Source organism: Dactylosporangium sp. CA-139114 (genome assembly GCF_050955725.1).
In the GTDB taxonomy this organism is placed as follows: Bacteria; Actinomycetota; Actinomycetes; order Mycobacteriales; family Micromonosporaceae; genus Dactylosporangium.
In genome coordinates, this window is sequence record NZ_CP192080.1 from 8,286,580 (window position 1) to 8,309,445 (window position 22,866).

Sequence of the window (22,866 nt, forward strand, 5' to 3'; positions counted from 1 at the left end):
CGGTACACGTCTCCCGAGAGGATGCCCCCGTCATGCGCCTGACCCACGTGGTCCGCGCCGGTGTCGCCGTCGCCGCGGCCGTCACCGCGGCGCTCGCCTTCCCCGCGCTCGCCTCCGCGCACGTCACGGTCAACCCGAACACCGCCGTCCAGGGCGGGTACACGAAGGTGACCTTCCGCGTGCCGAACGAGCGCGACGACGCCGGCACGACGAAGGTCGAGGTCGCCATCCCGACCGACAAGCCGATCGCCTCGGTGTCGCTCAAGCCCGTGCCGGGCTGGACGGCGGCGACCGAGACGGCGAAGCTGGCGACGCCGGTGAAGACCGAGGGCGGCGCCGAGCTGACCGAGGCCGTCTCGAAGATCACGTGGACGGCGGACGCGAACTCGGCGATCAAGCCGCACCAGTTCCAGGAGTTCGACGTGTCCCTGGGCCCGCTGCCGCAGGTCGACCAGATCGTGTTCAAGGCCCTGCAGACGTACTCCAGCGGCGAGGTCGTGCGCTGGATCGACGAGCCCGCGGCCGGCACGCAGGCCGAGCACCCGGCGCCGGTGCTGAAGCTGGCGAAGAAGGCCGACACCGCCGTGGCCGGCGCGACGACCTCGGCCGGCCCGGCGGTGAACGCCGCCGACCCGGCGTCCTCCTCCTCGTCCTCGGACGGCACCGCGATCGGCCTGGGCATCGCCGGGCTGGTCCTGGGCCTGGCCGGGCTGGTGGTGGGCGTGCTGGCCTACCGCCGCTCCGCGTCCCCGAGCGCCTAGCCAGCGCATCGAAGGGGGCTTTTGTTCCGTAGGGCCACTTGGCTACATTGAACGGGTGGCGCGCTACGACCATATCGCGGACGTCCTCCGGCAGCGGATCTGCGGCGGCGAGCTGGCCGTCGGGGCGCTGATACCCAGCGCCGACCAGATCGCCAAGGAGTTCGGGGTCGGGCGGGACACCGCGCTCAAGGCCGTCAAGATCCTGCGCAACGAGGGCCTGCTCGTCATCGGCCGGGACTGCAACATCCGGGTCGAGCGGCGCGCCGTGCCGGCCGTCGAGACGCCCGCGAACGTGGTCGAGGCCGGCCCCACCAGCGTGGTCCGGGCCCGCATGCCGACGCCCCGGGAGCGTGACGAGCTCGGGCTGCCCGACGGGGTGCCCGTGCTCGTCGTGCGCACCGGGGACGTCGAGGAGGTGCACCCGGCCGCCGGGACCGGAGTCCGGTGGCCCCGCGCCGGCGACTAGCTAGACGTTGTCGACCACGACCACGGTCACGTTGTCCCGGCCGCCGGCCAGCACCGCCCGGCGGACCAGCTCGTCCGCCGCCGCCTGCGGGTCCTCGCAGCCCGTCAGCACCGTGGCGATCTCGTCGTCGGTGAGCTCCAGCGGCAGGCCGTCCGAGCAGACCAGGAAGCGCTCCCCGGCCTCGGCCGTGCGCACCCACAGGTCCGGCCGCGGCCCCGGGTCGGTGCCCAGGGCGCGCGTGATCACGCCTCGGCGCATCGTGACCGCCTCGGGGGCCACGTGGTCGATCGTGAGCTGGTCGAGGGTGCCGCCGACGAAGCGGTACACCCGCGAGTCCCCGACGTTGAAGATGATCCAGCATTCGTCGCCGTCGACCTTGCCCAGGCACAGGCCGGCGGCCGTGGTGCCCATGCCGCCCTGGCTCGGGTCCGCCGCGGCCGCGGCCAGGATGTCGGCGTTGGCCTGGACGATCTCGTCGCGGATGTCGAGGGGGCCCGGGCCCGCGACGCCGTCGAGGCGCTCCAGGGCCGTGACCGCCAGGTGGCTGGCGACGTCGCCGGCCGCGTGGCCTCCCATGCCGTCGGCCACGGCGAAGATGCACTCGCCGACCAGCGCGCTGTCCTCGTTGCGGCGGCGGATCTTCCCGACGTCGGTCGCCTTGCCGGCCCGGATTGTCGCCATCAGCCCTCCACCGCCATCGAAACCACGAACGCCATCAAGATCCCATTATCGTCAAGATCGCACCATCGCCGAAACGACCGGACACGACGGACTGCCCGGCGTCCATCAGACTCCCACCGGCTGTGCGAGCAGCGACAGGAGGCGGGCGACGACGGCCGCACGGGCCAGTGGGCGGCCCGGGTCCGGTCGTTCCAACGAGTCGGACATGAACCAGGCACCGGCGGCGCTGCGGGCGACCGCGACGCCGGACTCGTCGGCCGCGCCGGCCTGGGTGCGGATCAGCACCGTGGCCGCGCCGTCGCCGGAGGTGCACAGGTCCAGGAACCGGATCACGGGCGCCGACAGGGGCTCGGTCGCGTCGATGAGCTCGACGGAGAAGAGCCCGTAGGAGCCCGGGTAGACCGCGAGCCGGCCGGTCACGCCGGAGAACAGGTGCACCACGACGGGGCGCTCGTCCAGCCAGCCGGCCGCCTCGGTGCTCGTGTGCCGGGTCGCCAGGGCCGCGATCGCGCCCTGCACGAACTCGCCGGGCCGCACGCCGCTGTCGTCGAGGCGGCACAGGTCCCGCGCGACGAGGGAGGCGACCCCGGCGGCGACCACGATCCCGGTGGAGACCCCGGGCTGGAAGTTGAGCCGGCGGCGCACGTCGTCGACGTCGACCCCGCGCTCGGCCGCGGAGCGCAGCACGAACTCCAGCTCCGCGAACGTCAGCGTCACCGGCCCGCCGGCCTGCTCGCCGGTGGGCTGGTCCGCGCGGTGGTCCGCCATCGCCGTTGCTTGCTCCCTCAAACCGCTGAGATTACCGGGGGCCGCAAACCCGGTGCGACCCGGTTGCGCCCTTCGCGCTTCGCCTCATCCAGCGCGACGTCCGCGGCCTCGGCGAGCCGCTGCGGCCCGCCCCCGCGCCGGGCCGCGCGGCCGCCACGCAGGCGCTGGTCAGGTCGGTGCCGGGCAGCACGGCCCGCGGCCGGCCGTGCCCGACGACCGGCAGGCAGGTCCCGTCGCACGGCTCCAGCAGGACCGGCACGCCGCCGATGCCCCCGAGGCGCTGCAGGATGACGGCCTCGCGGCGCAGGCGGTCACCGGGCAGCGTGACGGGCGTGAGCGTCTTCGCTCCCGCGCCCAGCCGCCCGGCCGCCTCAGAGTGCACACGGTCCCCATCGACCGCCCCGGCCGGGACTTGACCGTTTTGTCCGCCGTTGTTGGGTTACGGCGCCAGGGCCGCCCGCGGCGCCTCACACCGGCGTGCACGGTCTCGCGCAGATGCCGGGCGGTTCTCCAACCTCCGCCCGCGCCGATCATCGTCCACCGGCGCGGGTTCGGCTCGTCCCCGAAGGGTTCTCCACAGACCGCACCCGAACGAGCGGGCCATCGATCCGGCCCCGCTGCCGGTACGCTGCGCCCGTGGATACTCCGGACGTGGTGCTGCGGCCGGTGACGGCCGCCGATCTGTGGCTGCTGGAGCGGCAGGCCGACGACCCCGAGACCGGTGGCGAGTTCAACTGGTCCGGGTATCGCGACATCGTCGCCATCCGCCGCCGCTTCGAGGAGAACCGGCTCATCGGCCCGGACATCGGGTGCCTGATCGTGCTGTTGGACGCAGCCGTGGCGGGGACCGTGCACTGGAGCCGCAACACCTACGGGGTGCCGGTCTGGGCGTGCTGGACCATCGGCATCCAGCTGCTGCCCGAGTTCCGGGGCCGGGGGGCGGGCACGGCCTCGCAGCGGATGCTGGCCGCGTACCTGTTCGGCACGACCCCGGTCGAGCGCGTGGAGGCGTACACCGACGTGGAGAACGTCGCCGAGCAGCGGGCGCTGGAGAAGGCCGGGTTCACCCGCGAGGGCGAGATCCGGGCGTCGCAGTTCCGGGAGGGCCGGTGGCGCAGCCTGTACCTGTACTCGATGGTGCGCTCCGAGTACGCCGGCGCCGACGCCCCGGTGCGTGCGCCGCAGCGGCAGCCCGAGCCGCTCGGCCCGGGCGACGAGCCGGCCTCAGCGCAGGAGGGCTGACAGGGCCGCCGACACCTCGTCGATCCGCTCCGCCGGGACGACGAGGCCGGGCGCCGGGCGGAGCAGGCCGAAGATCCCCGGGCCGCGCGCCGGGTCCGGGAGGTCCGCGGCCCGCGGGACCACGTGGAAGTGCACGTGCGCGAAGCCCTCGGCCTCCGAGAACTGGGCCACGTACGTCTTCTCGCAGCCCGTCACCTCGTGCAAGGCCCGCGACAGCCGCACCTGCCACGTGCCCAGCGCCGCGGCCTCGGCATCCGTCAGCTCGGCGATCGACAGCACGTGCCGGCGGGGAACCAGGATCAGCCAGCCCGCGACACCGGTGTCGAAGGCGTGCACCACCCGCCAGTGCTCGTCCACGGCGATCCGCTCGCGCAACGGAAGGTCGCGGCGAGCGTTCTGCGTACAGCTGAAGCAGCTCACGACATGTCCCACCGTTCGAGGTCACGCAGCCAGGCGTTCGCGTTGCCGTCCGACGGGGCCCGCCAGTCGCCGCGCGGGGACAGGGAGCCGCCCGCCGAGACCTTCGGGCCGTTCGGCAGGGCGGAGCGCTTGAACTGGGCGAAGCCGAAGAACCGCCGGCAGAACACCTCGAGCCAGTGCCGGATCTCCGGCAGGTCGTAGGCGACGCGCCGGTGGTCCGGGAAGTGCGCCGGCCACGCCCCGGCGTCGGCGTCGCGCCACGCGTGCCAGGCCAGGAAGGCGATCCGCGACGGGCGCATCCCGAAGCGCAGCACGTGGAACAGCGTGAAGTCCTGCAGCGCGTACGGGCCGACCTTCGACTCCGAGGACTGCAGCTCCTCCCCCGGCACGAGCTCGGGGCTGATCTCCTGCTCGACGATCACCGAGAGGATCTTGGCGACCTCGTCGGTGAACTGCCCGCTCGCGGCCACCCAGCGGATCAGGTGCTGGATGAGCGTCTTGGGCACGCCGCCGTTGACGTTGTAGTGGCTCATGTGGTCGCCGACGCCGTACGTCGACCAGCCCAGCGCCAGCTCCGAGAGGTCCCCGGTGCCCAGCACGATGCCGCCGCGGTGGTTGGCGATCCGGAACAGGTAGTCGTAGCGCAGCCCGGCCTGCACGTTCTCGAACGTCACGTCGTAGACGGGCTCCCCCGCGGCGAACGGGTGCCCGAGCTCGGCGAGCATGAGCCGCGCCGTGGGGGTGATGTCGAGCTCGTGCACGCTCACGCCCAGGGCTCGCATCAGGGCGAAAGCATTGTCCCTGGTACCGCTCGACGTGGCGAAACCCGGCATGGTGTAGGCGAGGATGTCCGTGCGCGGGCGGCCGGCCCGGTCCATCGCGCGCGCGGCCACGATGAGCGCGTGGGTCGAGTCGAGGCCGCCGGAGACCCCGATGACGACCTTCGGCTCGCCGATCGCGGCGAGGCGCTGACGCAGGCCGGCGACCTGGATGTTGTACGCCTCGTAGCAGTCCAGCGCGAGCCGCTCCACGTCCGCGGGCACGAACGGGAAGCGCTCGACCACGCGGCGCAGCCCGAGGTCGGTGTCGGGCGGGGCGAGCGTGAACGCGATGCGCCGGAAGTCGCGCGTGCGCTCCTCGTGGGTGCGCCGGTTGTCCTCGAACGTGCCCATCCGCTGGCGCTCCTGGCGCAGCAGGTCCAGGTCGACGTCGGCCACGGCGTGCCGCTCGCCGTCGGGGAAGCGCTCGGTCTCGGCCAGCAGCGCCCCGTTCTCGTAGATCATCGTCTGGCCGTCCCACGACAGGTCGGTCGTGGACTCGCCGAGGCCCGCGGCGGCGTACACGTACGCGGCCAGGCACCGCGACGACGCCGAGCGGCACAGCAGCCGGCGGTCCTCGGCCCGGCCGACGGTGATCGGGCTGCCGGAGAGGTTCGCGAGCACCGTCGCCCCGGCGAGCGCGGCCTCCGCGCTCGGCGGGACCGGCACCCACATGTCCTCGCACACCTCCACGTGCAGGACGAACCCGGGCAGGTCCTCGGCGGCGAAGAGCAGGTCGGGCCCGAACGGCACGTCCACTCCCCCGACCCGGATCGTCCCGCCCCGCTCGGCGTCGCCGGCGGTGAGCTGGCGGGCCTCGTAGAACTCGCGGTAGTTGGGCAGGTAGGACTTGGGCGCGACGCCGAGGAGGCGGCCGCGGTGCACGACGGCCGCGCAGTTGTAGACGCGCCCCCGGTGCCGCAGCGGCGCCCCGACGACGAGCACCGGCAGCAGATCGGCGGATCCGGCCACGACCTGTGCGAGCGCGTCCTCGACGCCGTCGAGCACGGCGTCCTGCAGGAGAAGATCCTCGATGCTGTACCCGCTGAGGCCGAGCTCCGGGAAGACGGCGAGGGCGACCCCCTCGTCCGAGCACTCCCGCGCCTGCCGCAGGATCGCCGCGGCGTTGGCGGGCGGGTCGGCGATGGCGGTCTGCCCGGTGCAGGCGGCCACCCGGGCGAAGCCGTGGGCGTAGATCGAGCGGAAGTTCACGGTCCCATCATGGTCCAGCCGCGCCCACGGCCGGCGCGGGTCCCGCCCGCACCGGCCGTGATGTCGACCTCAGCGCTTGACGGCGCCGCGCTCGATGGCGCAGGTGAGGTGGCCGGCGTACGCGCGGTACTCGGCCGTCGGCGCGACCACGTTGCCGTCGGCGTCGATCGCCTGGCGCAGGATCGACAGGCAGGAGGTGCCCGCGGGGATGTCGCCGCTCCAGCGCTGCCCGGAGCGCAGGGCGAGCTGCCCGTTGCTGGTGCCCGGGAACGGCGAGAAGGTCTCGTTGCCGGTGGTGTACCACACGCGCAGCCCGTACACCTGCCCCGTGTCGTTGCAGAAGTTCAGCCACGCCGGTCGCGGGTCGGCCAGCCCCGCCTGCACCGGCGGGATCGTCAGCGAGGTGACACCCTCGCGCTCGATGCTGATCGGACCGAACGAAGCGCCCATGTCGTCGTCATCCTCCTCGTCGCCGCCGAGACCGGCGCCGATCGTCTGCCAGGGTTGGGTGCCGTCCGCCCGCGCGTCGCCGACGACGGACAGGTGGCCGTGCGTGAAGTGCCGGTCGCCGTTCTTGGGGTTGTAGGGCCGCCAGGTCCAGGCCCCGTACCCGCTGACCGCATAGCTGGAGAACATCTGCCCGTTGGAGATGCCGTACTTCACCCGGCCGTCGTGCGAGCGCCGGATGTCGTCGAGCACCCGGTGGGCGTCGAGCCCGAGATCCGGCCGGTTGGGGAAGTCCGCCGCGGTGACGATCTGGTTGCCCCAGCCGGGAAAGTTGTGCGGCGAGTGGTCGGACGTCGGGTCATGCGCCGCGTCGCCGATCAGCCCCCACTCGTCGGCCCCGGTCCCGGGCGGCCGTGCCCGCGGCGCCCCGGCTTGCAACTGTTGGTGGAGGACCAGCAACGAGCGTGCGGCTCTCCATGCCATCGCTACCTCCTGCTGTAGGTATCGACGCCGACGCTAGCCGCACCACGCACCGCCCGCACATTCGAAGGGCCGGGCCGCTCAGTCCTCCCGCCGCGGCTGCGCGGTCTCGACCCGGGCGATCAGCTGCTTGAGCCGCGCCACCTCCTCGGCGAGCGCGGTGTCGCCGGCGGCGGTGAGGCTGATCCAGGTGCGCCCGCGCTTGCCGGCGTAGCCCTTCTCGATCTCGATCAGCCCGGCGGCCTCCAGCACGCTCAGGTGCTTGGACAGATTGCCGGCGGTGAGGTCGAGCTGGGCGCGCAGGTAGCCGAACTCCGCCCGGCGCGCCTCGTGGGCGATGGTGAGGATGCCCAGCCGGACCCGCTGGTGGACCACCTCGTCCAGCCCGTTGACGGGGTGCAGCGGCTCGTCGGTCATCGCCGCCGCCGTTCGGCCAGCCCGAAGCCGGCGGCGCCCAGCAGCAGCACGGCGCCGTTGATGCACTGCTGCGGCAGGAACAAGGTGCCCCCCTGCCCCTCCGAGTGCCAGCCGAAGTCGATCGGCACCAGCACCACGGTCAGGTACGCGAGGGTGAACACCAGCAGCCCGACGTTGCGCTCGAGCCGGGCCAGCACGAGCAGCGCGACGCCGATCGTGCCCCACGGCGCGACGAGCCGGTCGATCACGAGGGCCCACTCGGGGAGCCGCTGCGGATGCGTCGGGAAGTACAGCCGCGCGGCGATCCACGCGGCGGTGAACAGCACGGTGAGCGCGATGCCGGTGATCGCGTACGGCCGCACGCGAGCGCCCAGCCCCCGCGCCCGGGCGACGCGCACGTAGCAGGCCGCGATCGCCGCGTAGGACAGCAGCAGGGCCGGGGGCCAGAAGAACAGCACGCCGCGGCGCCAGGACAAGGCGGGGTCGAAGAAGTACCAGTCGAACGGGATGGCGGCGAACGTGACCACCGCCAGGACCAGCAGCGCGAACCAGGTCACCCGCTGGTCGACGCGAACCCGGCGGGCGAGCCCCCGGGCCTCCGAGAGCAGCCGCCGCGGATCTTCCCCGGCGGGCACCGAATCAGTACTCATGCCAATAGGTTGGCACAGGAAACCAATTTCCGCCAGGCGCACGCATCGCGGACCCGGCGGTGCTGCGTGACATCACCGCCTGGCCGGCCGGGCACCGCTGGCCACGAAGCTGATCCAGGACGGCGCGCCGGCCATGGCCGCGATGCTGCTCCGGCTCGCCGCCCCGGCCGTGCCGGTGCCGATGGGCGGCGCAGACGCTGCCGATCTGCCCGCGCCGGTCAGGCCGGTGGCGTGCGTGACGCTGACGCTTGGGGCTGCAGACCGCGATCTCCGCCGCCCGGCACGGCGCCACCCCGCACGGCGCCGCCCCGCGCGGCGCCGGTCTCGCGCGGCGCCGGTCTCGCCGTCTACGCCTGCGGCTCACGTCGCTGATCGCGCAGGCCACGCTCGACGAACGGCCGCTGGACCGCGACCCGGAGGCGGCCCGGGACCGCCGCGCTCATACGTTGCGTTGCTCCAGCGATCGGCACTGAAGTGCCGGTCCTTGGCTTGCCGATGGCTGCGCCGTTGCTACGCGCGAGGGCGGATGAGGAACCAGTCAGCGGGATCTTTCTTGCAGTGGTCGATGCCGCTACGGTTAGCGGCGATCTTCTTCCCTGAGGAGCCCGCGTGCCATTGACGCCACAATCCCAGCTTCGGATCTGGCTCGTGCAGACGCTCGGCGGAATGGGTGGAAAGGCGAGGCGGGACGCGGCCCTGCGAGCCATGGAAAAAGCCTTCCACGGCCGGTTCACCGAGGAAGACTGGCGCTCACCGGAGAAGCACCCCAACGAACCCAACTGGGCGAACCGCACTTCTTACGAGCGGGCCGCCATGGTGCGAGAGGGCCTGCTGGAGCCCGTCAACTCGGCTGGATACGGGCAGTGGGCTCTGACAGGCAAAGGGTGGGCCCTCTATCGCCGACTCCGATGACGTGATGCCCGGGCTGCCCGTGGGAGCAGTCGCATCGGCTCGAGCAGAAGGTCTACGTCCCGGTGTGGTCGTCCCAGAAGTCGTCATCGTCGACGCAGCGCAGGCGTGCTTGGCTCGGGATCCACGGAAAGCGGATCTCTGGGCCGTGCGTCGGCCGGGAGCTGTGAGGGTCGGAAGCGAGCACGGCGTCGATGAACGGTTGCGGTGGCCGGTAGCCGTGGTCGATGACGTAGTGACCGACGAGGCGTGGGGCCGCGTAGGCGGTGTTGCCGTCGGCGGGGACTCCGATCTCGGCGGTGTCCGCGCTGGCGCGCTGGTGGCCGGCGAATCCTTCCGGGGCCGCAGCGGCGGTCCAGGGCCGGCCGGCCTGGAGCCAGCCGATGTTGAGACGCCGGTAGGCCGGCTCGTAGCGCAGGAAGTGCACGCCGGTCGAACGGTCACACCACACTTCGTCGTGCGCGTCCTCGTAGGGGGTGAACTCGCCGTAATACACGCGGTGATCGCACCCCATGCGCTCGAGGTACGGCGGCCGCTCTTCGAGGAACTTGTGTTGAGCATTATTTATGGCCATACGGCCTTGTGGGCTACCGTCGCCGCGTGCGGGGGCGGAGCAGCGAGCCGGCGGTGCGGTACCGCGCCGTGGCCGACCAGCTCCGGGAGCAGGTCGCGGCCGGCGAGTACCAGGAAGGGCGGCCGCTGCCCGCCGAGGCCCTCCTCATGCGGGAGTTCGCGGTCAGCCTCATGACCGTCCGGCGCGCCCTGGCCCTGCTGCGCGAGGAGGGCCTCATCGCCACCCAGCGGGGCCGGGCGGCACGGGTACGGGCCCGGCCGAAGCGCCGCCGGATCGTGCTCGAGCGCGGCGCCGCGCTCGTCGGGCGGATGCCCAGCCCGCAGGAGCGGGCCCGGCTCGGCATCGAGCGCGGCGTGCCGCTGCTGGAGATCCGCCGCGCCGACGGCACCGTCGAGCAGGTCGATGCCGAGACGGTCGAGGTGGTTGTTGAACAATAGGCGTCGTGTTCATCCTGCTGCCGCCCTCCGAGGGCAAGGCCGACGCTCCGCGGCGGGGGCGGCCGGTCGATCTCGCCACGCTGTCCGTTCCCGAGCTCGGCGACGCGCGGCGGCAAGTGCTCGACGACCTCGTCGCGCTCGCGGCCGACCCGCAGCTCGCGATCGGCACGCTCGGCCTCGGCGCCGGGCAGACCGGTGAGGTCGAGCGCAACGCGCGGCTGGCCAGCGCGCCCGCGGTCGCCGCGGGGAAGGTGTATACCGGCGTGCTCTACGACGCGCTCGGGCTCGCCGGCCTCGACGCGGCCGCGAAACGGCGGGCCGCGAAGCAGCTGCTGATCTTCTCCGGGCTGTGGGGCGTGGTCGGGGTCGGGGACCGGATTCCGCCGTACCGGTGCTCGATCGGGGTGCGGCTGCCGTCGACCGGGCCGCTCGCCGCGCACTGGAAGGCGGCGCTCAAGGCGCCCCTGGACGCCGTGGCCGGGGACGAGCTGGTGCTGGACCTGCGCTCGTCGGCGTACGCGGGCATGTGGACGCCGCCGCACGCCGTCACGGTGCGGGTGCTGCACGGGGGGAAGGTCGTCAGCCACTTCAACAAGGCGACGAAGGGCCGGATCGTGCGGGCGCTGCTCGAGTCCGGGGCGCGGCCGCGCACGCCGGCGCGGCTCACGCAGACGCTGCGCGGCCTCGGCTATCGCGTCGAGGAGCTCCGGCCGGGTCAGCTCGACATTCATGTGGAGCAGCTTTAGCGATTCGCCTGCGCCGCCCGGCGGTGTTCCGGGAACGTCAGGGAATGTGGATCACCCACTGACCCGCCGCACCGTGCTGAGCGCCGCCGGGGCCGCCCTCGCCGCCGGAGTCGTGCCGCCCGCGACGGAACCGGCGCGGGATCTGCGGCCGGTCAGCATGGCGACGCACATTCACGGCCCGTTCAGCGAGGGCCTCGCGAGCTTCTCCGCACACCTCGAACAGGCCCGCGCGAACAACGTCGACGTGGTCTGGTGGACCGATCACGACTTCCGCATCGCCGCGTTCGAGCACCGTCAGGCGGTCCATTTCGACGGGGCCGTCGAGCCCGAGCACGGCCTGGACTGGCAATGGGTCAAGGAGACCGAGGGCAGGCCCGCCGGGGCCGTGGCCGAGTTCGTCGCCTCGCCCCATTCGCCGCAGGACGGCACCGGCAAGGCCCTCCGGCTCGTTTCGAAGAACAAGGGCATCATCTGGTACCGCGGGCAGTCCTGGAACAACACCATGAACGCCTGCATCGCCGACACCGAGCTGACCCTGGACCTGTTGCCGGAAACGCTCCCGGCGGACGGCTCCCTGCTCTTCGAGCTGCAGTTGTCGAACCATCCCGGGCTGGGGGTGCTGCGGCTGCGGTACCAGATCGGGCCCTTCGCCGCCACCACGCACACGGCGACCGGGCCGAACGGGACGGTGCGCCTGCCCATCAAGGCCGGTCAATGGCGGGAATACACGTTCGTGCTGCGCGACGACGTCGCGAAACTGTGGCCCGCCATCGCCGCCGGCGACAACGCCCTCACCGGGCTGCGCATCGGGGTCCAGCACGCCGGGTTCGTCGCCGACCGGCTCACGTTCCACCGCTCGCGGCGCGCCGGGCAGGCCGGTGAGCAGCTGCGGGCCGAGGTCATCGCGGCCGCGGCGGCGAAGCACGGGGCGGGCGTGACGCATTACCGCGCGATGGAGATCTCGCTCGTGCGGCACCTGAACTGGTTCGGCGGCGACCAGCGGTTCCCGTCGTTTCCGCGCCCGCCGGTCCGCGACGACAGCCCGGCGCTGACGGCGTCGATGGTGCGGTACCTGAAGGCGCACGGCGGCCTCGTGTGCTGGAACCATCCGATGGACGTGGCGAAGCGCGACGAGCTCGTGAAGCTGATGCTGGAACGGGACTTCCTCGGCGTGGACCTCGTCGAGATCGGCCGGAAACCGTACGACGACCTGCTGTGGGTGTACGACGTCGCCTGCCGCAACGCGCTGTTCTTCACCGCGGTCGGCAGCAGCGACGACCACGACGCGACGGACTGGGCGAAGGAGCCGGAGCACGACATCACCTACGTGTGGTCGCCGTCGCTCGCCCAGCCGGATCTGCTCGCCGCGATGGCGAGGGGGGCGGCGTGGTTCACGGATCTGGCGCGGTACCGGGGAAGCCTGGATCTGCGCGTCGGCGGCGTTTCGCATCTCGGTGCCGTGCTCATGACGCGGGCGCCGGTGACCGTCGACGCGATCGCGACCGGCCTGCCCGGCGGGGCCAAGGCGGAATTGATCGTCGGCGTGGTCGACGAGGCGGCCGCGGTACCGTCGACGAAAACGGAGCAATCGAAAACTGTCACGGTGTCGCCGGGCCATTATGTCCGGCTCCAGGTCCGTCTCGCCGGCGGCGACGTCGTGGGCGTGTCCAATCCGCTGTGGGTGCTGGACAAGGCCCCGAAACGACCGATTCCCGCCGGGCGCCGGCGGGAATCGAAATGAAAAGAGCGGACGACCGGATTCGAACCGGCGACCCTCACCTTGGCAAGGTGATGCGCTACCAGCTGCGCTACGTCCGCACTGAGAAAGGACTGTAGCGCATTCGCCCGCGGGACTCCCAACCGGGGTCGTCGCCCGTTAGCGTGACGCCGTGAAGGTGCGTGCGCTCGCCCTGACGCTGCTGCTCGCGGGCTGCAGCAATCCTCCGGCCGCGACTGCTCCGCCGGCCGCCGCGGCCCCCGCCTCGGCCGCGGCCACCCCGTCGGCCTCCCCGGCGCCGCCCGACCTGCGCCTCGCCTTCGCCGGCGACGTGCACTTCATGGACCGCACCGCGAAGCTGCTGTCGAACCCGGCGACCGCGTTCGGCCCGATCGCGTCCACGCTCGCCGACGCCGACCTCACGGTGGTCAACCTCGAGACCGCGATCACGACCCGGGGGACGCCGGAGCCCAAGACGTACCATTTCCGGACCGACCCCAGGGCCGTCGACGCGCTGAAGGCCGCCGGGATCGACGCGGTCACCATCGCGAACAACCACATCCTCGACTACGGCCGGGTCGGCCTCCTCGACACCCTCGACGCCCTGCACGCGGCGGACTACCCGTACTTCGGTGCCGGCAGGAACACCGAGGACGCCTACGCGCCCCTCTACACCACCGTGCAGGGCGTCCGCGTCGCGCTGCTGGGCTTCAGCCAGGTCCACGAGCTCGCCTCGACGTGGGCCCCCGGCCCCGACCGGCCCGGCGTGGCCCTGGCCTTCGACACCGACCGCGCCACAGCGTCCGTGACCGCCGCCCGCGCCCGAGCCGACCTCGTGATCGTGTTCAACCACTGGGGCGAGGAGGCGAACAGCTGCGCCAACAGCGAACAGAAGACGTTCGCGGCCCGCCTCGCGAAGGCCGGCGCCGACCTGATCATCGGCGCCCACGCCCACACCCTGCAGGGCTCCGGCTGGCTGGGCAGCACCTATGTGGCCTACGGCCTGGGCAATTTCCTGTGGTACGGCACGTCGAAGAGCACCGAGACCGGCATCCTGCGCCTGACGGTCCGCGCCAGGGCCGTCACCAAGGCCGAGTTCCTGCCCGCCGTCGTCTCCGACACCGGCCAGCCGGTCCTGCTGACGGGCGCCGCGGCGGACAAGCTGAGCCGCCGGTACGCGGGCCTGCGCACCTGCGCGGGTCTGTCCGGATGAAATCCCAGCTCAGACGGGCTCGACGCGCCGAAGCGGGATACCGGTTTGGCATGGGGGTTGGAGGTCGGCTAAAGTTTGCATCCGTCGCCAGGGAACGTAGCTGGCGGTGCGGACGTAGCGCAGCTGGTAGCGCATCACCTTGCCAAGGTGAGGGTCGCGGGTTCGAATCCCGTCGTCCGCTCGGGATAGTCACCACGGTGGGGTGGCCGAGAGGCGAGGCAACGGCCTGCAAAGCCGTGTACACGGGTTCAAATCCCGTTCCCACCTCGGAGCCGCCGCATTTTGTGTGGCTGTACTGCTAGGGCGATTGGCGCAGTGGGAGCGCGCTTCCTTGACACGGAAGAGGTCACTGGTTCAAACCCAGTATCGCCCACCATATGAAACACCAGGTCACGGCCGGTTTCCTCGCGACGAGGGACCGGCCGTTTCCCGTCTTGGCCGACGCCCGGGAGAATTCTGGGAGACGATCTTGCGAAGCGGGGCATGCTCAGTTCTCCCGTAGCAGGCGATCCAGGACACCGACCGGCGACGCCGGGCACAGCCGCCGAACCATAGCCACCGTGACGTGCGCATACAGTGCCTGAACCGAGCCGTCCGCGTGCCCCGTCTGCGCGTCCATCAACGTCGCCGGGGTGCCCAGCTCGACCATCATCGTCTTGCAGCTGTGGCGCAGACCGTGCGGTGTCAGGCCCGGTGCGATCGGCGTCCAGCAGCACTGAGCACGCCCCGCAGCATCGCGGCCCCGGACCGGGATGCCCGGCCACGGTTCGGCCAGCAGCGGCACCGGGCGGGACGCGAGCGGCGCCTTGGCCCGATACCAGCCCGAGACCGCCGGGCGGAACAGCCACGTGACGAACCCGTTCCGGCGCCAGTGCGGTGCCAACTCCCCCGCCGGCTGCACCCCGGACGTATCCGAGATCGGCTATGGCCTGTTGCACGCGCCGCCGAGTCACATCGGCCACGGAGGCCCGCTGGTTGAGCGCCGCTGGAGCGCTTCAAGCGTGGGCAGCCAAGCTCCCGTTCCCGATAGAGCCGAGGTTGTAGCGTCCAGCCCTTCCACGGCAGATCTGGCGCTACGAGGCCAGCGGGCGCGGACCCTGGGATGAGAAGGCACCACCGCAAGCTGCGGCGTGGCGCCGCACGTAGGTCAAGCCGCAATCACCGTCAACTGTGAATGTGGATCTGGACGACATACGCGTCGCCGGGCAGCGCGTCCAGGTAGGCGTCCGCCGCGCGGTAGTACGCGTCCCAACTGGTGTGATCGAACCTGTTGCCCGAGTTGGGGTAATCGCCGTACTCCACCCAGACCCCGTCGAGCCGCAGCAACTCCGAGGCCGGAACGACACGCGCTACGCGGTTGCCCACGTAGGGCTCAGGCTCGTAGCCGAACAGGCCGATCGGGTCGTTGGACTCGAACCAGATGACACCGGGGCCGATGTCGTGCGCCGCGATGTACGCCTGCATGACCGGCTGGCTGCGGTGGTCCAGCCGCGCCGCGTCCAGCGAATAGCCCTCCGGGTCCGCCCGATGCCGCAGTAGGAAATCCCCCAGCGGCCGCCCGGCCGGACAGCGGCGCGCGATCTCGTACCACTCCGCCCATACGGCCTCAGCCCGCTCGCGCGCCGCCGAACGCACCAGCGTGAAGTCCAGCAGCCCGCGGGGCGCGCCGTCGCACCGATCAGGCACCCACCCCTCCCGCGGCTCCGACACCCGCAGGACCCGAGGATCGTCCTCACAGCCGGCACGTACCGGCAGCCAGCCATCAATACGCCACCTGTCCCAGCGCCCGTCCGGACCGTACGCCATGTCGAACGGCTCTAGAGCGGCGGCGACCGCCTCCACCACCGGCTGCCCATCGACCACCTCAACACACACCGCCACACTCGCACCGGCCAACGCTCCGCCACCTCCGCCAGGCAGCATCCCGGAGCGAAGGACCCGGTGTCACCTCAAATACCCGCGTTAGGAGAGTGCATGCGCCACTGATGGATGGCCATTCACCAGCGCAAACACCACCTAGTGTGCCGCGCCACAAGTTCGCCTTATAAATAGGTGTAGGGTGATGGGATGCCGAGGACCGGGCGTCCCACCCCGCCGCTGGTGTTGTCCGACGAGGAGCGCGCGACGTTGGTCCGCTGGTCGCGGCGGGCGAAGTCGGCGCAGGTCCTGGCGATGCGGGCGAAGATCATTCTGGCGTGCGCCGAGGGCACGTCGAACACTGATGTGGCCACGGCTTTGGGTGTGCATCTGTCCACTGTGGGCAAGTGGCGGCGGCGGTTCCTGGCCGAGCGTCTGGACGGGCTGATCGACGAGCAGCGGCCGGGCCGGCCGCCGTCGATCAGCCTGGACCGGGTGGAAGAGGTGGTGGTGGCCACCCTGGAACAGACGCCGCGCAACGCTACCCACTGGTCGCGCACGTCGATGGCGCAGCGGTCGGGGCTGTCGAAGTCCACGATCGGACGGATCTGGCGGGACTTCGGGCTGAAACCGCACCGGGCGGACACGTTCAAACTGTCGACCGACCCGCTGTTCATCGAGAAGGTCGTTGACGTGGTCGGGCTCTATCACAACCCACCGGAACGGGCGGTGGTGCTCTGCGTTGACGAGAAGTCCCAGATCCAAGCGTTGGACCGTTCGCAGCCGGTGCTGCCGATGATGCCGGGCATGCCCGAGCGGCGTACCCACGACTACGCCCGTAACGGGATCACCAGCCTGTTCGCCGCGTTCAACGTGGCTGACGGCACTGTGATCAGCCAGCTGCACCGCCAGCACCGTGCCGCCGAGTTCCAGAAGTTCCTGGTCGCGATCGACAAGACCGTGCCGGCGGAACTGGATGTGCATCTGATCTGCGACAACTACGGCACCCATAAGACCCCGGCCATCCGGGCCTGGCTGGCCCGGCACCCCCGCTTCCACATGCACTTCACCCCGACCGGCTCGTCCTGGATCAACCAGGTCGAACGCTGGTTCGGGTTCCTCAGCGAGCAGAAGATCCGCCGCGGCGTCCACAAGAGCGTCCAAGCCCTGGAAGCGGACATCCGGGCGTGGATCGCTGACTGGAACAGCAACCCACGCCCGTTCATCTGGACCAAGACCGCCGAGGAGATCCTGGAGTCACTCGCCCGATTTTGTAGGCGAATTTCTGACGCAGGACACTAGCGACCCGGTCTCCTGCAGTGGTTGGCGGCGTATTTGCGGTTCGGATCGCTGACGTATGTTGATTGAAGATCACCAAGTTCGCGCCAGAACCTTTTCAGCGTCCCCTGCACCGTGGCGGTATCCTTGATGGGGAGATCGCGACATGACAGCATCGAACACCGCCAGCGGCGCGAAGAGCGCCCTCGCGCCGGCGAGCGTGGCATCTGCGCTGCGTGACCTGCAAGAAGCGGCCCTGCGGTACGCCGCTGCGAAGGCGTCGCGGAAGGTGGAGGACTGGGCCGACGATCTGAACAATTTCGTGGCAAGCCGAGCGCCCGCCACGCAGGCGGTCTTCGAGGGGCTGAAAGCCAAGCTGCGGGGAAAGAACCCTGTCTGGCCTGCGATCAAGGGTGCTTGGTCGCAGACAAGCCTCCAGCTGAAACTTGCTGTGTTGCTGGTTTTGATACTGACGCTATTGCTAGGTCCTGTTGTACTGCTCGTGCTCGCGCTCGCGCTCCTGGTTGCCGCGATCGTCGCGGGCATTCGAGCCGCCACTCGATGATCAGGTCCCGGCTCGAACGCGACCAGCCTCAGCCACAAGGGAAACGGACCTTGATGCCGCCGGCGACTTGGAGCGGCAAGCTGGTCATGGGCAGAGCGTGAACCGGCAGCCGAGCACACCATCCCGCGCAGAGGTCCTCACACCGCGCTGGACATACGCGACACCCATGGCTTTGCCGGGGTTCGGTTGTCGCACCCGTGCCCGTTTGTCCGGGCGCAAACTTTCCATACGTCTTCAAGGCGGCCTTCGGCGCTGCGCGACCGCTCGGGACTCGCGCCCGAGGCTGAACGCGCCGAAGCCCGGCGCCCACTGATCGAGCGGGCGCCGGGCACAGTGAGCCATTCCGCGCAACGTGTTGATCACTGATGGTCATGTTGTTCGGGCGTGGTCGAGGTGCAGCAGGACGAGTGCGGCGGCGACGATTCTGCCGATCCGCCAGGGGCAGAGGCTGACGTTGCGGAGTGCCTTGAAGGTGCCTTTGAGCAGGGCGTTGCCACGTTCGGCGATCGCGCGTACGGCGTTGTGGGCTCGGTTGAGCTGCTGCTGGTGCAGGGTGAGCCGGCTGTCCTTGGGTTTCTTGAACGCCACGGTGATGGTGCCGGCCTCGCCTTCGTAGCCGAGGTCGCCGAGGGTGCGCAGATCGGCGGCGATCGTGGTGAGGGCAGGCAGGATCTCGGTGTGCGTCCGGACTGCGGTGGTGTCGTGTTCCCGGCCTGGTCGCACGTCGGAGGTCCAGATCGGCCAGCCGTCCGGGGCGGTGATGACCTGGACGTTGCCGCCGTGCTGGGCGTGTTTGCCCGACCACCACAGGTCCACGCCGGGGGTCGGGCCGGGCGTGCGGCACCGGTCCGTCTCGATCAGGGTGCCGTCGATCATGACGTGGCCGTAGCCGGCTGCCTTGGCTGCCAGAAGCGCGCCGTGCAGGCAGGGTGACCGCGAGGCGAGGACGTCGACACCTTCGTGCAGATAGTCGTAGCCGGTCGAGACGCTGATCGCGTTGTCCGCGGCCAGTTGGCTCATCCGGGTGCCGTCGCAGAACCAGCGCAGGACAAGCACCGCCTGCTCGTGGCAGGACAGCGACCTGGTCCGCTGCCGCGTGCCGCGCCGGGCGCGTTCGGCTGTCAGCAGACCGGACAGGAAGTCCACCGTCTCGTCGCGTACCGGCAGGGACGCGGTGTATGTGACACTCATCGTCGGCGCAGAGCCCCATGTGAAGTTGATCTGTGAGAGGACCACCTTCATACCGGGGTTCTGCGTCTTTTCGTTGCACCACAACGGGTTCCGGCGTGTCAGCCGCCGGACCACCGGAGATCACCCAGCGTCAGCAGCACGTTGCGCGGAATGGCTCAGTGACTTGCCGGAGATGGCTCGCCGCCGGAGTGTGACAAACGGCGGCCTACAGGCCAGCCGCCTTACGCTCCAGTGCCGTCAAGCGGTCAATAGCCTCGGAAAGACTTGCGGTGAGACAAGTTGCGGGATGCGTATCGTCGAACCTTCTTACGGTCAACGTGAGGACGGTTTGGAACATCGAGTCGGAATCCAATCGCCAGGCGCGTCATCATGGCGTTGACACGGAAGAGATCACTGGCTCGAACCCAGTATCGCCCACCACCGAGGGGTGGAGCCTGCTCAAGCGGCTCCGCCCCTTTTCGCCGTTTCGGTGGTGGATTCCTCGCGCTCACTGGCGCTCGCTCCAGGGGGGGGCTTCGCCACCCCGCGCCCCCCATGCCTCGCTTCGCGTCGGCACTGGCTCGCTTCGCTCGCCCAGACCCGCCCTCTGGTCGACGTTCGTCGTTGCGTGCACCCCCGGCCAGGCGGAGCGGATGCGGCGTGCCCGATCGTGGCTGTGAACGGCTTGGTGACGGTCCTGAGCCTGATGGTCGTCGACGACGCCTGCTACGAGTAGGCCGACAGCCGCAGGCCGGCGAGGATCTCGTCGGTCCGGTCAACCCCGTCGACCTGCTTGATCTGCACGTAGACGCCGTAGGCCCGCTGCGGCACGGCGAGGACGACCTCGCTGTACGACACCGGTCCGGGGCAGGAAGTCCAGCGTCGGACCTGTGCGCTGGCCCCCGCAGCGGTGGCCGTGCGGTCGGGCTGCCGCACGCAGGGCTCGTGGTCGGGCAGGGCCGGCGTCGCGCCGCCGGCCAGGGCGTCGCTCGCGCCGACGAAGACGCCCGGCAGCACGCTCGCCGGGTCGGCCCAGGCGGCGAGGTCGGGCGCGACGACGAGGCCCGGCGCGTGGACGCCGGGCAGCCGCAGGGCCGACGGGTTCCAGCCCGCGTCGCGTAGGTGGCCGGCCCAGGCCCGCGGTACCGCGATCGACACCACCCCGGCCGCGTCGCGCACCCGCACCCAGCCCGGCGGCGCCGGCAGCACCGCCGCCGAGCCCGCGAGGGCCAGTGCCGCAGCGAGCGCGAGCGTGGCGCCGCCGACCCGGACCGGCACCTGCAAGGCCCGGCGCCGCCGGGCACCCTCCCGCGTCGACTCGGCCGCCGCCCGCAGCGCGCCGGCCAGCTCGGCGGCCGACGCCCATCGCCGGCGCGGGTCCGGGTGCAGCGCCCGGCGGACGATCTCGTCCACTGTGGGTGGCACGCCGGGCCGGCCGCGGGACGGCCGGTCGCCGGGCCGGGCCGGGCGGCCGGTCAGCATGTGGTGCAGGGTCGCGCCGATGCCGTAGACATCGGCGCGCACGTCCAGGCCGAAGCCGGGCCGCCCCTGCTCGGGTGCGGCGTAGCCGGGTGTGCCGGCGGCGATGGTGAAGCCCGACGCGTTGGCCAGCGCCTTGGCCAGCCCAAGGTCCGCGACGAGCACGCGGTCGCGGTCGTCGGCGGGCTGGAAGAGCACGTTGGACGGCTTGAGGTCGCGGTGCAGGACCCCGGCCGCGTGCAGCTCCGCCACCCCGCCCGCGATGTCGGCCGCCACGAGCAGGGCCTCCCGCACGGGCATCGGCCCGGCCGCGAGCCGGTCGGCGAGCGTGCCGCCGGCGGCGAAGGGCATCACGAGGTACGGCCGGCCGTCGGGCAGCTCGCCCACGTCCAGCACCCGGACCAGGAGCGGCGAGTCGACCCGCCGCATGATCCGGCCCTCCTCCTCGAAGCGGGCCCGCAGGTCGGCGTGGTACGCCCAGTTGTCCGCCAGCACCTTGATGGCCACGGACGCCTCCAGGGCGTCGTCGGCGCCCAGCCACACCGTGGCGAACGCGCCCGAGCCGATCAGCCGCAGCACACGATATCGACCGATCTTGTCGGGTACTGGCACGCCCGTATTATGAGCCAACGCAAACGCGGATGGGGGCACCGGTGGCGACGGAAGATCTTGACCTGGACCAGCTCGCGGCACGCGCGGGCGCCGGCGACGACGCCGCCCGCGACGCGCTGCTGGCCCGCATCGCCCCGCAGGTCATGCGCCAGTGCCAGCGCATCCTGCCCTGCCGCCAGGACGCCGAGGAGGCCTGCCAGGACGCCCTGCTCCAGGTGGTGATGAAGATATCGACGTTCGACGGCCGCTCGACGTTCACCACATGGCTGTACGTCGTGACCGCCAACTGCGCCCGCCAGACGTACCGCTCCCTGAAGCGCCGAGCAAGCGAGCAGGCCACCCCGCAGCTCCCGGTGGACCGGGCCGACCCGCGCACGACGAGCGTCATCGCGGGCTCCCGCCTGGATCTCCTGGACGCCCTCGAGCAGCTGGAGGCCCACCGCCCGGAGCTGGTCGCCCCGCTGGTCCTGCGCGACCTGTGCCAGCTCTCCTACGAGGAGATCGCCGGCCACCTGAGCATCCCGTCGGGCACCCTGAAGTCCCGCATCCACGACGCCCGCCGCCACGTCCGCGAACGCCTGGCCTAGCTGTTCTGTCCCGGAGGAACCTTCCGCGGCCGGAGCTCGGCACCTCGTCGCCGACATCGCGCACGCCGAACACATCGCCGGCCCCCGGCGTGTACGGGCATCGCCAACCTGGCGGCGATCATGGCGGATGCCACCGCATCACTAGTGAGCGGTGATGGTGAGACGGCATGGCCGAGCGGCAGGTCGCCGCATGCAGCAGCGACAACCTCTACCTACTCGTAGCAGCCCTGGTGGCGCAGCTGCAGGGCCAGCGAGGCCACCTTGCCGTCCGAGGTCGCGATCCGCCAGACGGCATTGGCGTTACCGGGCACCTTCGCGTAGCCACGGTCGTCCCGCTGGCCCAGGTCGACGGGCTGCCAGTCCGGGTACGTCCGCATCAGCTCGTCGTAGGTCGAGCCGAGATGCAGCCCCTCGCGGGTGTGCACGTCCGAGAACGCGTAGATGGCGCTCACGCCCTCGCTCGCGTGGAGCCAGACGGCGCCCTCGTACGGCTTGTGGGCACCGTACAGAATCCCGGTCGTGCAGCCGTTGGTGGCCTCCGGCAGCGAGGCCACCATCTGCGTCGCGAGGGCCTGCTGCCGGTTCATGCCGAGCTTCAGCGAGCCCAACCCGTCCGGGCCGAGCACGACGCTCAAGTCGTTCGTGGCCGCGCGGCTGGTCGGGGCGTTGATGGTGGCCGGCGGGCCGGTCGGGGCGCTGGTGGTGGCCGGCCGGCTGGCTGGGGCAGCGGTGGGGGACGCGGGGGCGCCGGCCGGGGCCGCATCGCCGCTCTGGTGCTGAGGCTTGGTGCAGGCGGCCAGCAGCAGACCGGCGGCGAGCACGGCGGTGGCGGTCAGGACCTTGGCGTTCATGGTGGACTCCTTCAGAGTCGTCATCGGTTTCGTAGGGTTCGATGCGTCCCGCCGGAGGTTTGTTCGCCGAGGGCCGTGTCGTCTAGACGACACCCGATCCACACGGCGTCGGCGAGCACTGCGTCGATGACGCGTCTCGGCGCCGCGGACCGGTTGCCGGCGTGGACGACCAGGCGCTACTGCAGCCCCTCGAGGGGCTAGCAGGGGGGTCACCGGGACGAACGGTCGCGCCGATCGCCTTTCTCGAGACGTACGAGCAGGCCGCCGCGATGCCGGACGAGTTCTGGCAAGGGCGTGCAGCAGACGCACGTCGTCGCGGTGTTCGTGCGCCCCGAGGCGCGCGGAAGCGGGCTTGCCGAGGCGCTCTTCCGGGCCGCGCTGGAGTGGTCGTGGGCGGTGCCGGAGCCGCACATCGAGCGCGTCTCTTAGCTGCCAGCCCGGCCACGGCGTAAGGACGGCCGGACGTCGGCACCCGGACCGGTGGGTGCGGCGCCGTAGAGCGTGCCGGC

The 22,866-nt window shown here is 71.3% G+C and carries 26 protein-coding genes, 4 tRNA genes and 1 pseudogene; 16 read left to right on the top strand and 15 right to left on the bottom strand.

All coding sequences use genetic code 11. The features are described 5' to 3' along the window. Positions 1 to 32 precede the first annotated feature (32 nt). Both ACQP2P_RS37030 and ACQP2P_RS37035 read left to right on the top strand, forming a co-directional pair. Positions 33 to 761, top strand: a complete 729-nt coding sequence (locus ACQP2P_RS37030) for a YcnI family protein (RefSeq protein ID WP_433608991.1) — start codon at positions 33 to 35, stop codon at positions 759 to 761. A 55-nt stretch (positions 762 to 816) separates the two neighbouring features. Continuing rightward, on the top strand, positions 817 to 1,227 hold the full coding sequence (locus ACQP2P_RS37035; RefSeq protein ID WP_433608993.1) for a GntR family transcriptional regulator: 411 nt from the start codon (positions 817 to 819) through the stop codon (positions 1,225 to 1,227). Here the strand turns inward: ACQP2P_RS37035 and ACQP2P_RS37040 are convergent, their stop codons facing one another. From ACQP2P_RS37040 to ACQP2P_RS37050, 3 genes are all read right to left on the bottom strand, one after another. Beyond that, positions 1,228 to 1,908, bottom strand: a complete 681-nt coding sequence (locus tag ACQP2P_RS37040; protein WP_433608995.1) for a PP2C family protein-serine/threonine phosphatase — start codon at positions 1,906 to 1,908, stop codon at positions 1,228 to 1,230. A 105-nt stretch (positions 1,909 to 2,013) separates the two neighbouring features. Then, positions 2,014 to 2,697, bottom strand: a complete 684-nt coding sequence (locus ACQP2P_RS37045) for a hypothetical protein (RefSeq protein WP_433608997.1) — start codon at positions 2,695 to 2,697, stop codon at positions 2,014 to 2,016. A gap of 10 nt (positions 2,698 to 2,707) precedes the next feature. Beyond that, complete coding sequence (locus ACQP2P_RS37050) at positions 2,708 to 3,058, bottom strand: hypothetical protein (protein ID WP_433608999.1); 351 nt, start codon at positions 3,056 to 3,058, stop codon at positions 2,708 to 2,710. 254 nt (positions 3,059 to 3,312) lie between these two features. On the opposite strand from ACQP2P_RS37050, the gene ACQP2P_RS37055 reads away from it, so the two are divergent. After that, a complete protein-coding gene (locus tag ACQP2P_RS37055; protein WP_433609001.1) occupies positions 3,313 to 3,918 on the top strand; it encodes a GNAT family N-acetyltransferase in 606 nt (201 codons plus the stop codon). Here the strand turns inward: ACQP2P_RS37055 and ACQP2P_RS37060 are convergent. The 5 genes from ACQP2P_RS37060 to ACQP2P_RS37080 form a co-directional block, all read right to left on the bottom strand. Then, positions 3,901 to 4,338 (bottom strand): HIT family protein, encoded by a 438-nt coding sequence (locus ACQP2P_RS37060; RefSeq protein ID WP_433609003.1) that lies wholly within the window; start codon positions 4,336 to 4,338, stop codon positions 3,901 to 3,903. The two genes, ACQP2P_RS37055 and ACQP2P_RS37060, sit on opposite strands and share 18 nt — an antisense overlap. Continuing rightward, positions 4,335 to 6,368 (bottom strand): NAD(+) synthase, encoded by a 2,034-nt coding sequence (locus ACQP2P_RS37065; protein ID WP_433609005.1) that lies wholly within the window; start codon positions 6,366 to 6,368, stop codon positions 4,335 to 4,337. The genes ACQP2P_RS37060 and ACQP2P_RS37065 overlap by 4 nt, the downstream gene beginning before the upstream one ends. Positions 6,369 to 6,437: 69 nt before the next feature. After that, entirely contained in the window at positions 6,438 to 7,298 is an 861-nt protein-coding gene (locus tag ACQP2P_RS37070; RefSeq protein ID WP_433609007.1) for a hypothetical protein, read from the bottom strand. Positions 7,299 to 7,376: 78 nt separating this feature from the next. After that, complete coding sequence (locus ACQP2P_RS37075) at positions 7,377 to 7,712, bottom strand: transcriptional regulator (RefSeq protein WP_433609009.1); 336 nt, start codon at positions 7,710 to 7,712, stop codon at positions 7,377 to 7,379. Further along, positions 7,709 to 8,362 (bottom strand): hypothetical protein, encoded by a 654-nt coding sequence (locus ACQP2P_RS37080; protein WP_433609010.1) that lies wholly within the window; start codon positions 8,360 to 8,362, stop codon positions 7,709 to 7,711. Before ACQP2P_RS37080 ends, ACQP2P_RS37075 begins: the two co-directional genes overlap by 4 nt. 248 nt (positions 8,363 to 8,610) lie before the next feature. Here ACQP2P_RS37080 and ACQP2P_RS37085 point away from each other — a divergent pair, with 248 nt between their 5' ends. Both ACQP2P_RS37085 and ACQP2P_RS37090 read left to right on the top strand, forming a co-directional pair. Next, entirely contained in the window at positions 8,611 to 8,835 is a 225-nt protein-coding gene (locus tag ACQP2P_RS37085) for a hypothetical protein (RefSeq protein WP_433609012.1), read from the top strand. A gap of 136 nt (positions 8,836 to 8,971) precedes the next feature. After that, positions 8,972 to 9,274: a hypothetical protein gene (locus ACQP2P_RS37090; protein ID WP_433609014.1), complete on the top strand. Its 303-nt coding sequence runs from the start codon at positions 8,972 to 8,974 to the stop codon at positions 9,272 to 9,274. A 52-nt stretch (positions 9,275 to 9,326) separates the two neighbouring features. Here ACQP2P_RS37090 and ACQP2P_RS37095 read toward each other — a convergent pair whose 3' ends face one another. After that, positions 9,327 to 9,767 (bottom strand): hypothetical protein, encoded by a 441-nt coding sequence (locus tag ACQP2P_RS37095; protein ID WP_433609016.1) that lies wholly within the window; start codon positions 9,765 to 9,767, stop codon positions 9,327 to 9,329. 104 nt (positions 9,768 to 9,871) lie between these two features. Here ACQP2P_RS37095 and ACQP2P_RS37100 point away from each other — a divergent pair, with 104 nt between their 5' ends. The 3 genes from ACQP2P_RS37100 to ACQP2P_RS37110 are packed head-to-tail and all read left to right on the top strand — an operon-like array spanning position 9,872 to position 12,769. Beyond that, positions 9,872 to 10,282: a GntR family transcriptional regulator gene (locus ACQP2P_RS37100; RefSeq protein WP_433609018.1), complete on the top strand. Its 411-nt coding sequence runs from the start codon at positions 9,872 to 9,874 to the stop codon at positions 10,280 to 10,282. A 5-nt stretch (positions 10,283 to 10,287) separates the two neighbouring features. After that, complete coding sequence (locus tag ACQP2P_RS37105) at positions 10,288 to 11,028, top strand: YaaA family protein (RefSeq protein WP_433609020.1); 741 nt, start codon at positions 10,288 to 10,290, stop codon at positions 11,026 to 11,028. Between the two features lie 46 nt (positions 11,029 to 11,074). Then, on the top strand, positions 11,075 to 12,769 hold the full coding sequence (locus tag ACQP2P_RS37110) for a hypothetical protein (protein WP_433609022.1): 1,695 nt from the start codon (positions 11,075 to 11,077) through the stop codon (positions 12,767 to 12,769). A gap of 4 nt (positions 12,770 to 12,773) precedes the next feature. Here ACQP2P_RS37110 and ACQP2P_RS37115 read toward each other — a convergent pair. Next, positions 12,774 to 12,846 (bottom strand) — tRNA-Gly (locus ACQP2P_RS37115). Between the two features lie 71 nt (positions 12,847 to 12,917). On the opposite strand from ACQP2P_RS37115, the gene ACQP2P_RS37120 reads away from it, so the two are divergent. The 4 genes from ACQP2P_RS37120 to ACQP2P_RS37135 all read left to right on the top strand — a co-directional run bounded on the left by ACQP2P_RS37120 (position 12,918) and on the right by ACQP2P_RS37135 (position 14,334). Then, the gene (locus ACQP2P_RS37120) at positions 12,918 to 13,958 is read left to right on the top strand and encodes a CapA family protein (protein ID WP_433609024.1); all 1,041 of its coding nucleotides are present in this window, start codon (positions 12,918 to 12,920) and stop codon (positions 13,956 to 13,958) included. A 108-nt stretch (positions 13,959 to 14,066) separates the two neighbouring features. Next, positions 14,067 to 14,139, top strand: a tRNA-Gly gene (locus ACQP2P_RS37125). Positions 14,140 to 14,154: 15 nt separating this feature from the next. Beyond that, positions 14,155 to 14,225 (top strand) — tRNA-Cys (locus ACQP2P_RS37130). 34 nt (positions 14,226 to 14,259) lie between these two features. Further along, positions 14,260 to 14,334 (top strand) — tRNA-Val (locus ACQP2P_RS37135). Between the two features lie 14 nt (positions 14,335 to 14,348). Here ACQP2P_RS37135 and ACQP2P_RS37140 read toward each other — a convergent pair. Together ACQP2P_RS37140 and ACQP2P_RS37145 are read right to left on the bottom strand one after the other, a co-directional pair. Continuing rightward, a pseudogene (locus ACQP2P_RS37140) lies at positions 14,349 to 14,953 on the bottom strand (LacI family transcriptional regulator); the annotation flags it as partial. 169 nt (positions 14,954 to 15,122) lie between these two features. After that, complete coding sequence (locus tag ACQP2P_RS37145; RefSeq protein WP_433609026.1) at positions 15,123 to 15,821, bottom strand: hypothetical protein; 699 nt, start codon at positions 15,819 to 15,821, stop codon at positions 15,123 to 15,125. Positions 15,822 to 16,025: 204 nt separating this feature from the next. Between ACQP2P_RS37145 and ACQP2P_RS37150 the strand changes: the two genes are divergently transcribed. Next, positions 16,026 to 17,117: an IS630 family transposase gene (locus ACQP2P_RS37150; protein WP_433608031.1), complete on the top strand. Its 1,092-nt coding sequence runs from the start codon at positions 16,026 to 16,028 to the stop codon at positions 17,115 to 17,117. Positions 17,118 to 17,259: 142 nt separating this feature from the next. Continuing rightward, positions 17,260 to 17,658, top strand: coding sequence for a hypothetical protein (locus tag ACQP2P_RS37155; protein ID WP_433609028.1), 399 nt, complete (start codon positions 17,260 to 17,262; stop codon positions 17,656 to 17,658). A 369-nt stretch (positions 17,659 to 18,027) separates the two neighbouring features. Here ACQP2P_RS37155 and ACQP2P_RS37160 read toward each other — a convergent pair whose 3' ends face one another. Both ACQP2P_RS37160 and ACQP2P_RS37165 read right to left on the bottom strand, forming a co-directional pair. After that, positions 18,028 to 18,849: a transposase family protein gene (locus ACQP2P_RS37160; RefSeq protein WP_433619418.1), complete on the bottom strand. Its 822-nt coding sequence runs from the start codon at positions 18,847 to 18,849 to the stop codon at positions 18,028 to 18,030. A 705-nt stretch (positions 18,850 to 19,554) separates the two neighbouring features. Further along, complete coding sequence (locus ACQP2P_RS37165; protein WP_433609030.1) at positions 19,555 to 20,919, bottom strand: protein kinase domain-containing protein; 1,365 nt, start codon at positions 20,917 to 20,919, stop codon at positions 19,555 to 19,557. A 41-nt stretch (positions 20,920 to 20,960) separates the two neighbouring features. Here ACQP2P_RS37165 and ACQP2P_RS37170 point away from each other — a divergent pair, with 41 nt between their 5' ends. After that, complete coding sequence (locus tag ACQP2P_RS37170; protein WP_433609032.1) at positions 20,961 to 21,506, top strand: RNA polymerase sigma factor; 546 nt, start codon at positions 20,961 to 20,963, stop codon at positions 21,504 to 21,506. A gap of 212 nt (positions 21,507 to 21,718) precedes the next feature. On the opposite strand, the gene ACQP2P_RS37175 is transcribed toward ACQP2P_RS37170, so the two are convergent. Beyond that, positions 21,719 to 22,357, bottom strand: coding sequence for a hypothetical protein (locus ACQP2P_RS37175; RefSeq protein WP_433609034.1), 639 nt, complete (start codon positions 22,355 to 22,357; stop codon positions 21,719 to 21,721). Between the two features lie 294 nt (positions 22,358 to 22,651). Between ACQP2P_RS37175 and ACQP2P_RS37180 the strand changes: the two genes are divergently transcribed. Further along, positions 22,652 to 22,786, top strand: a complete 135-nt coding sequence (locus ACQP2P_RS37180) for a GNAT family N-acetyltransferase (RefSeq protein WP_433609036.1) — start codon at positions 22,652 to 22,654, stop codon at positions 22,784 to 22,786. Positions 22,787 to 22,866: the final 80 nt, after the last annotated feature.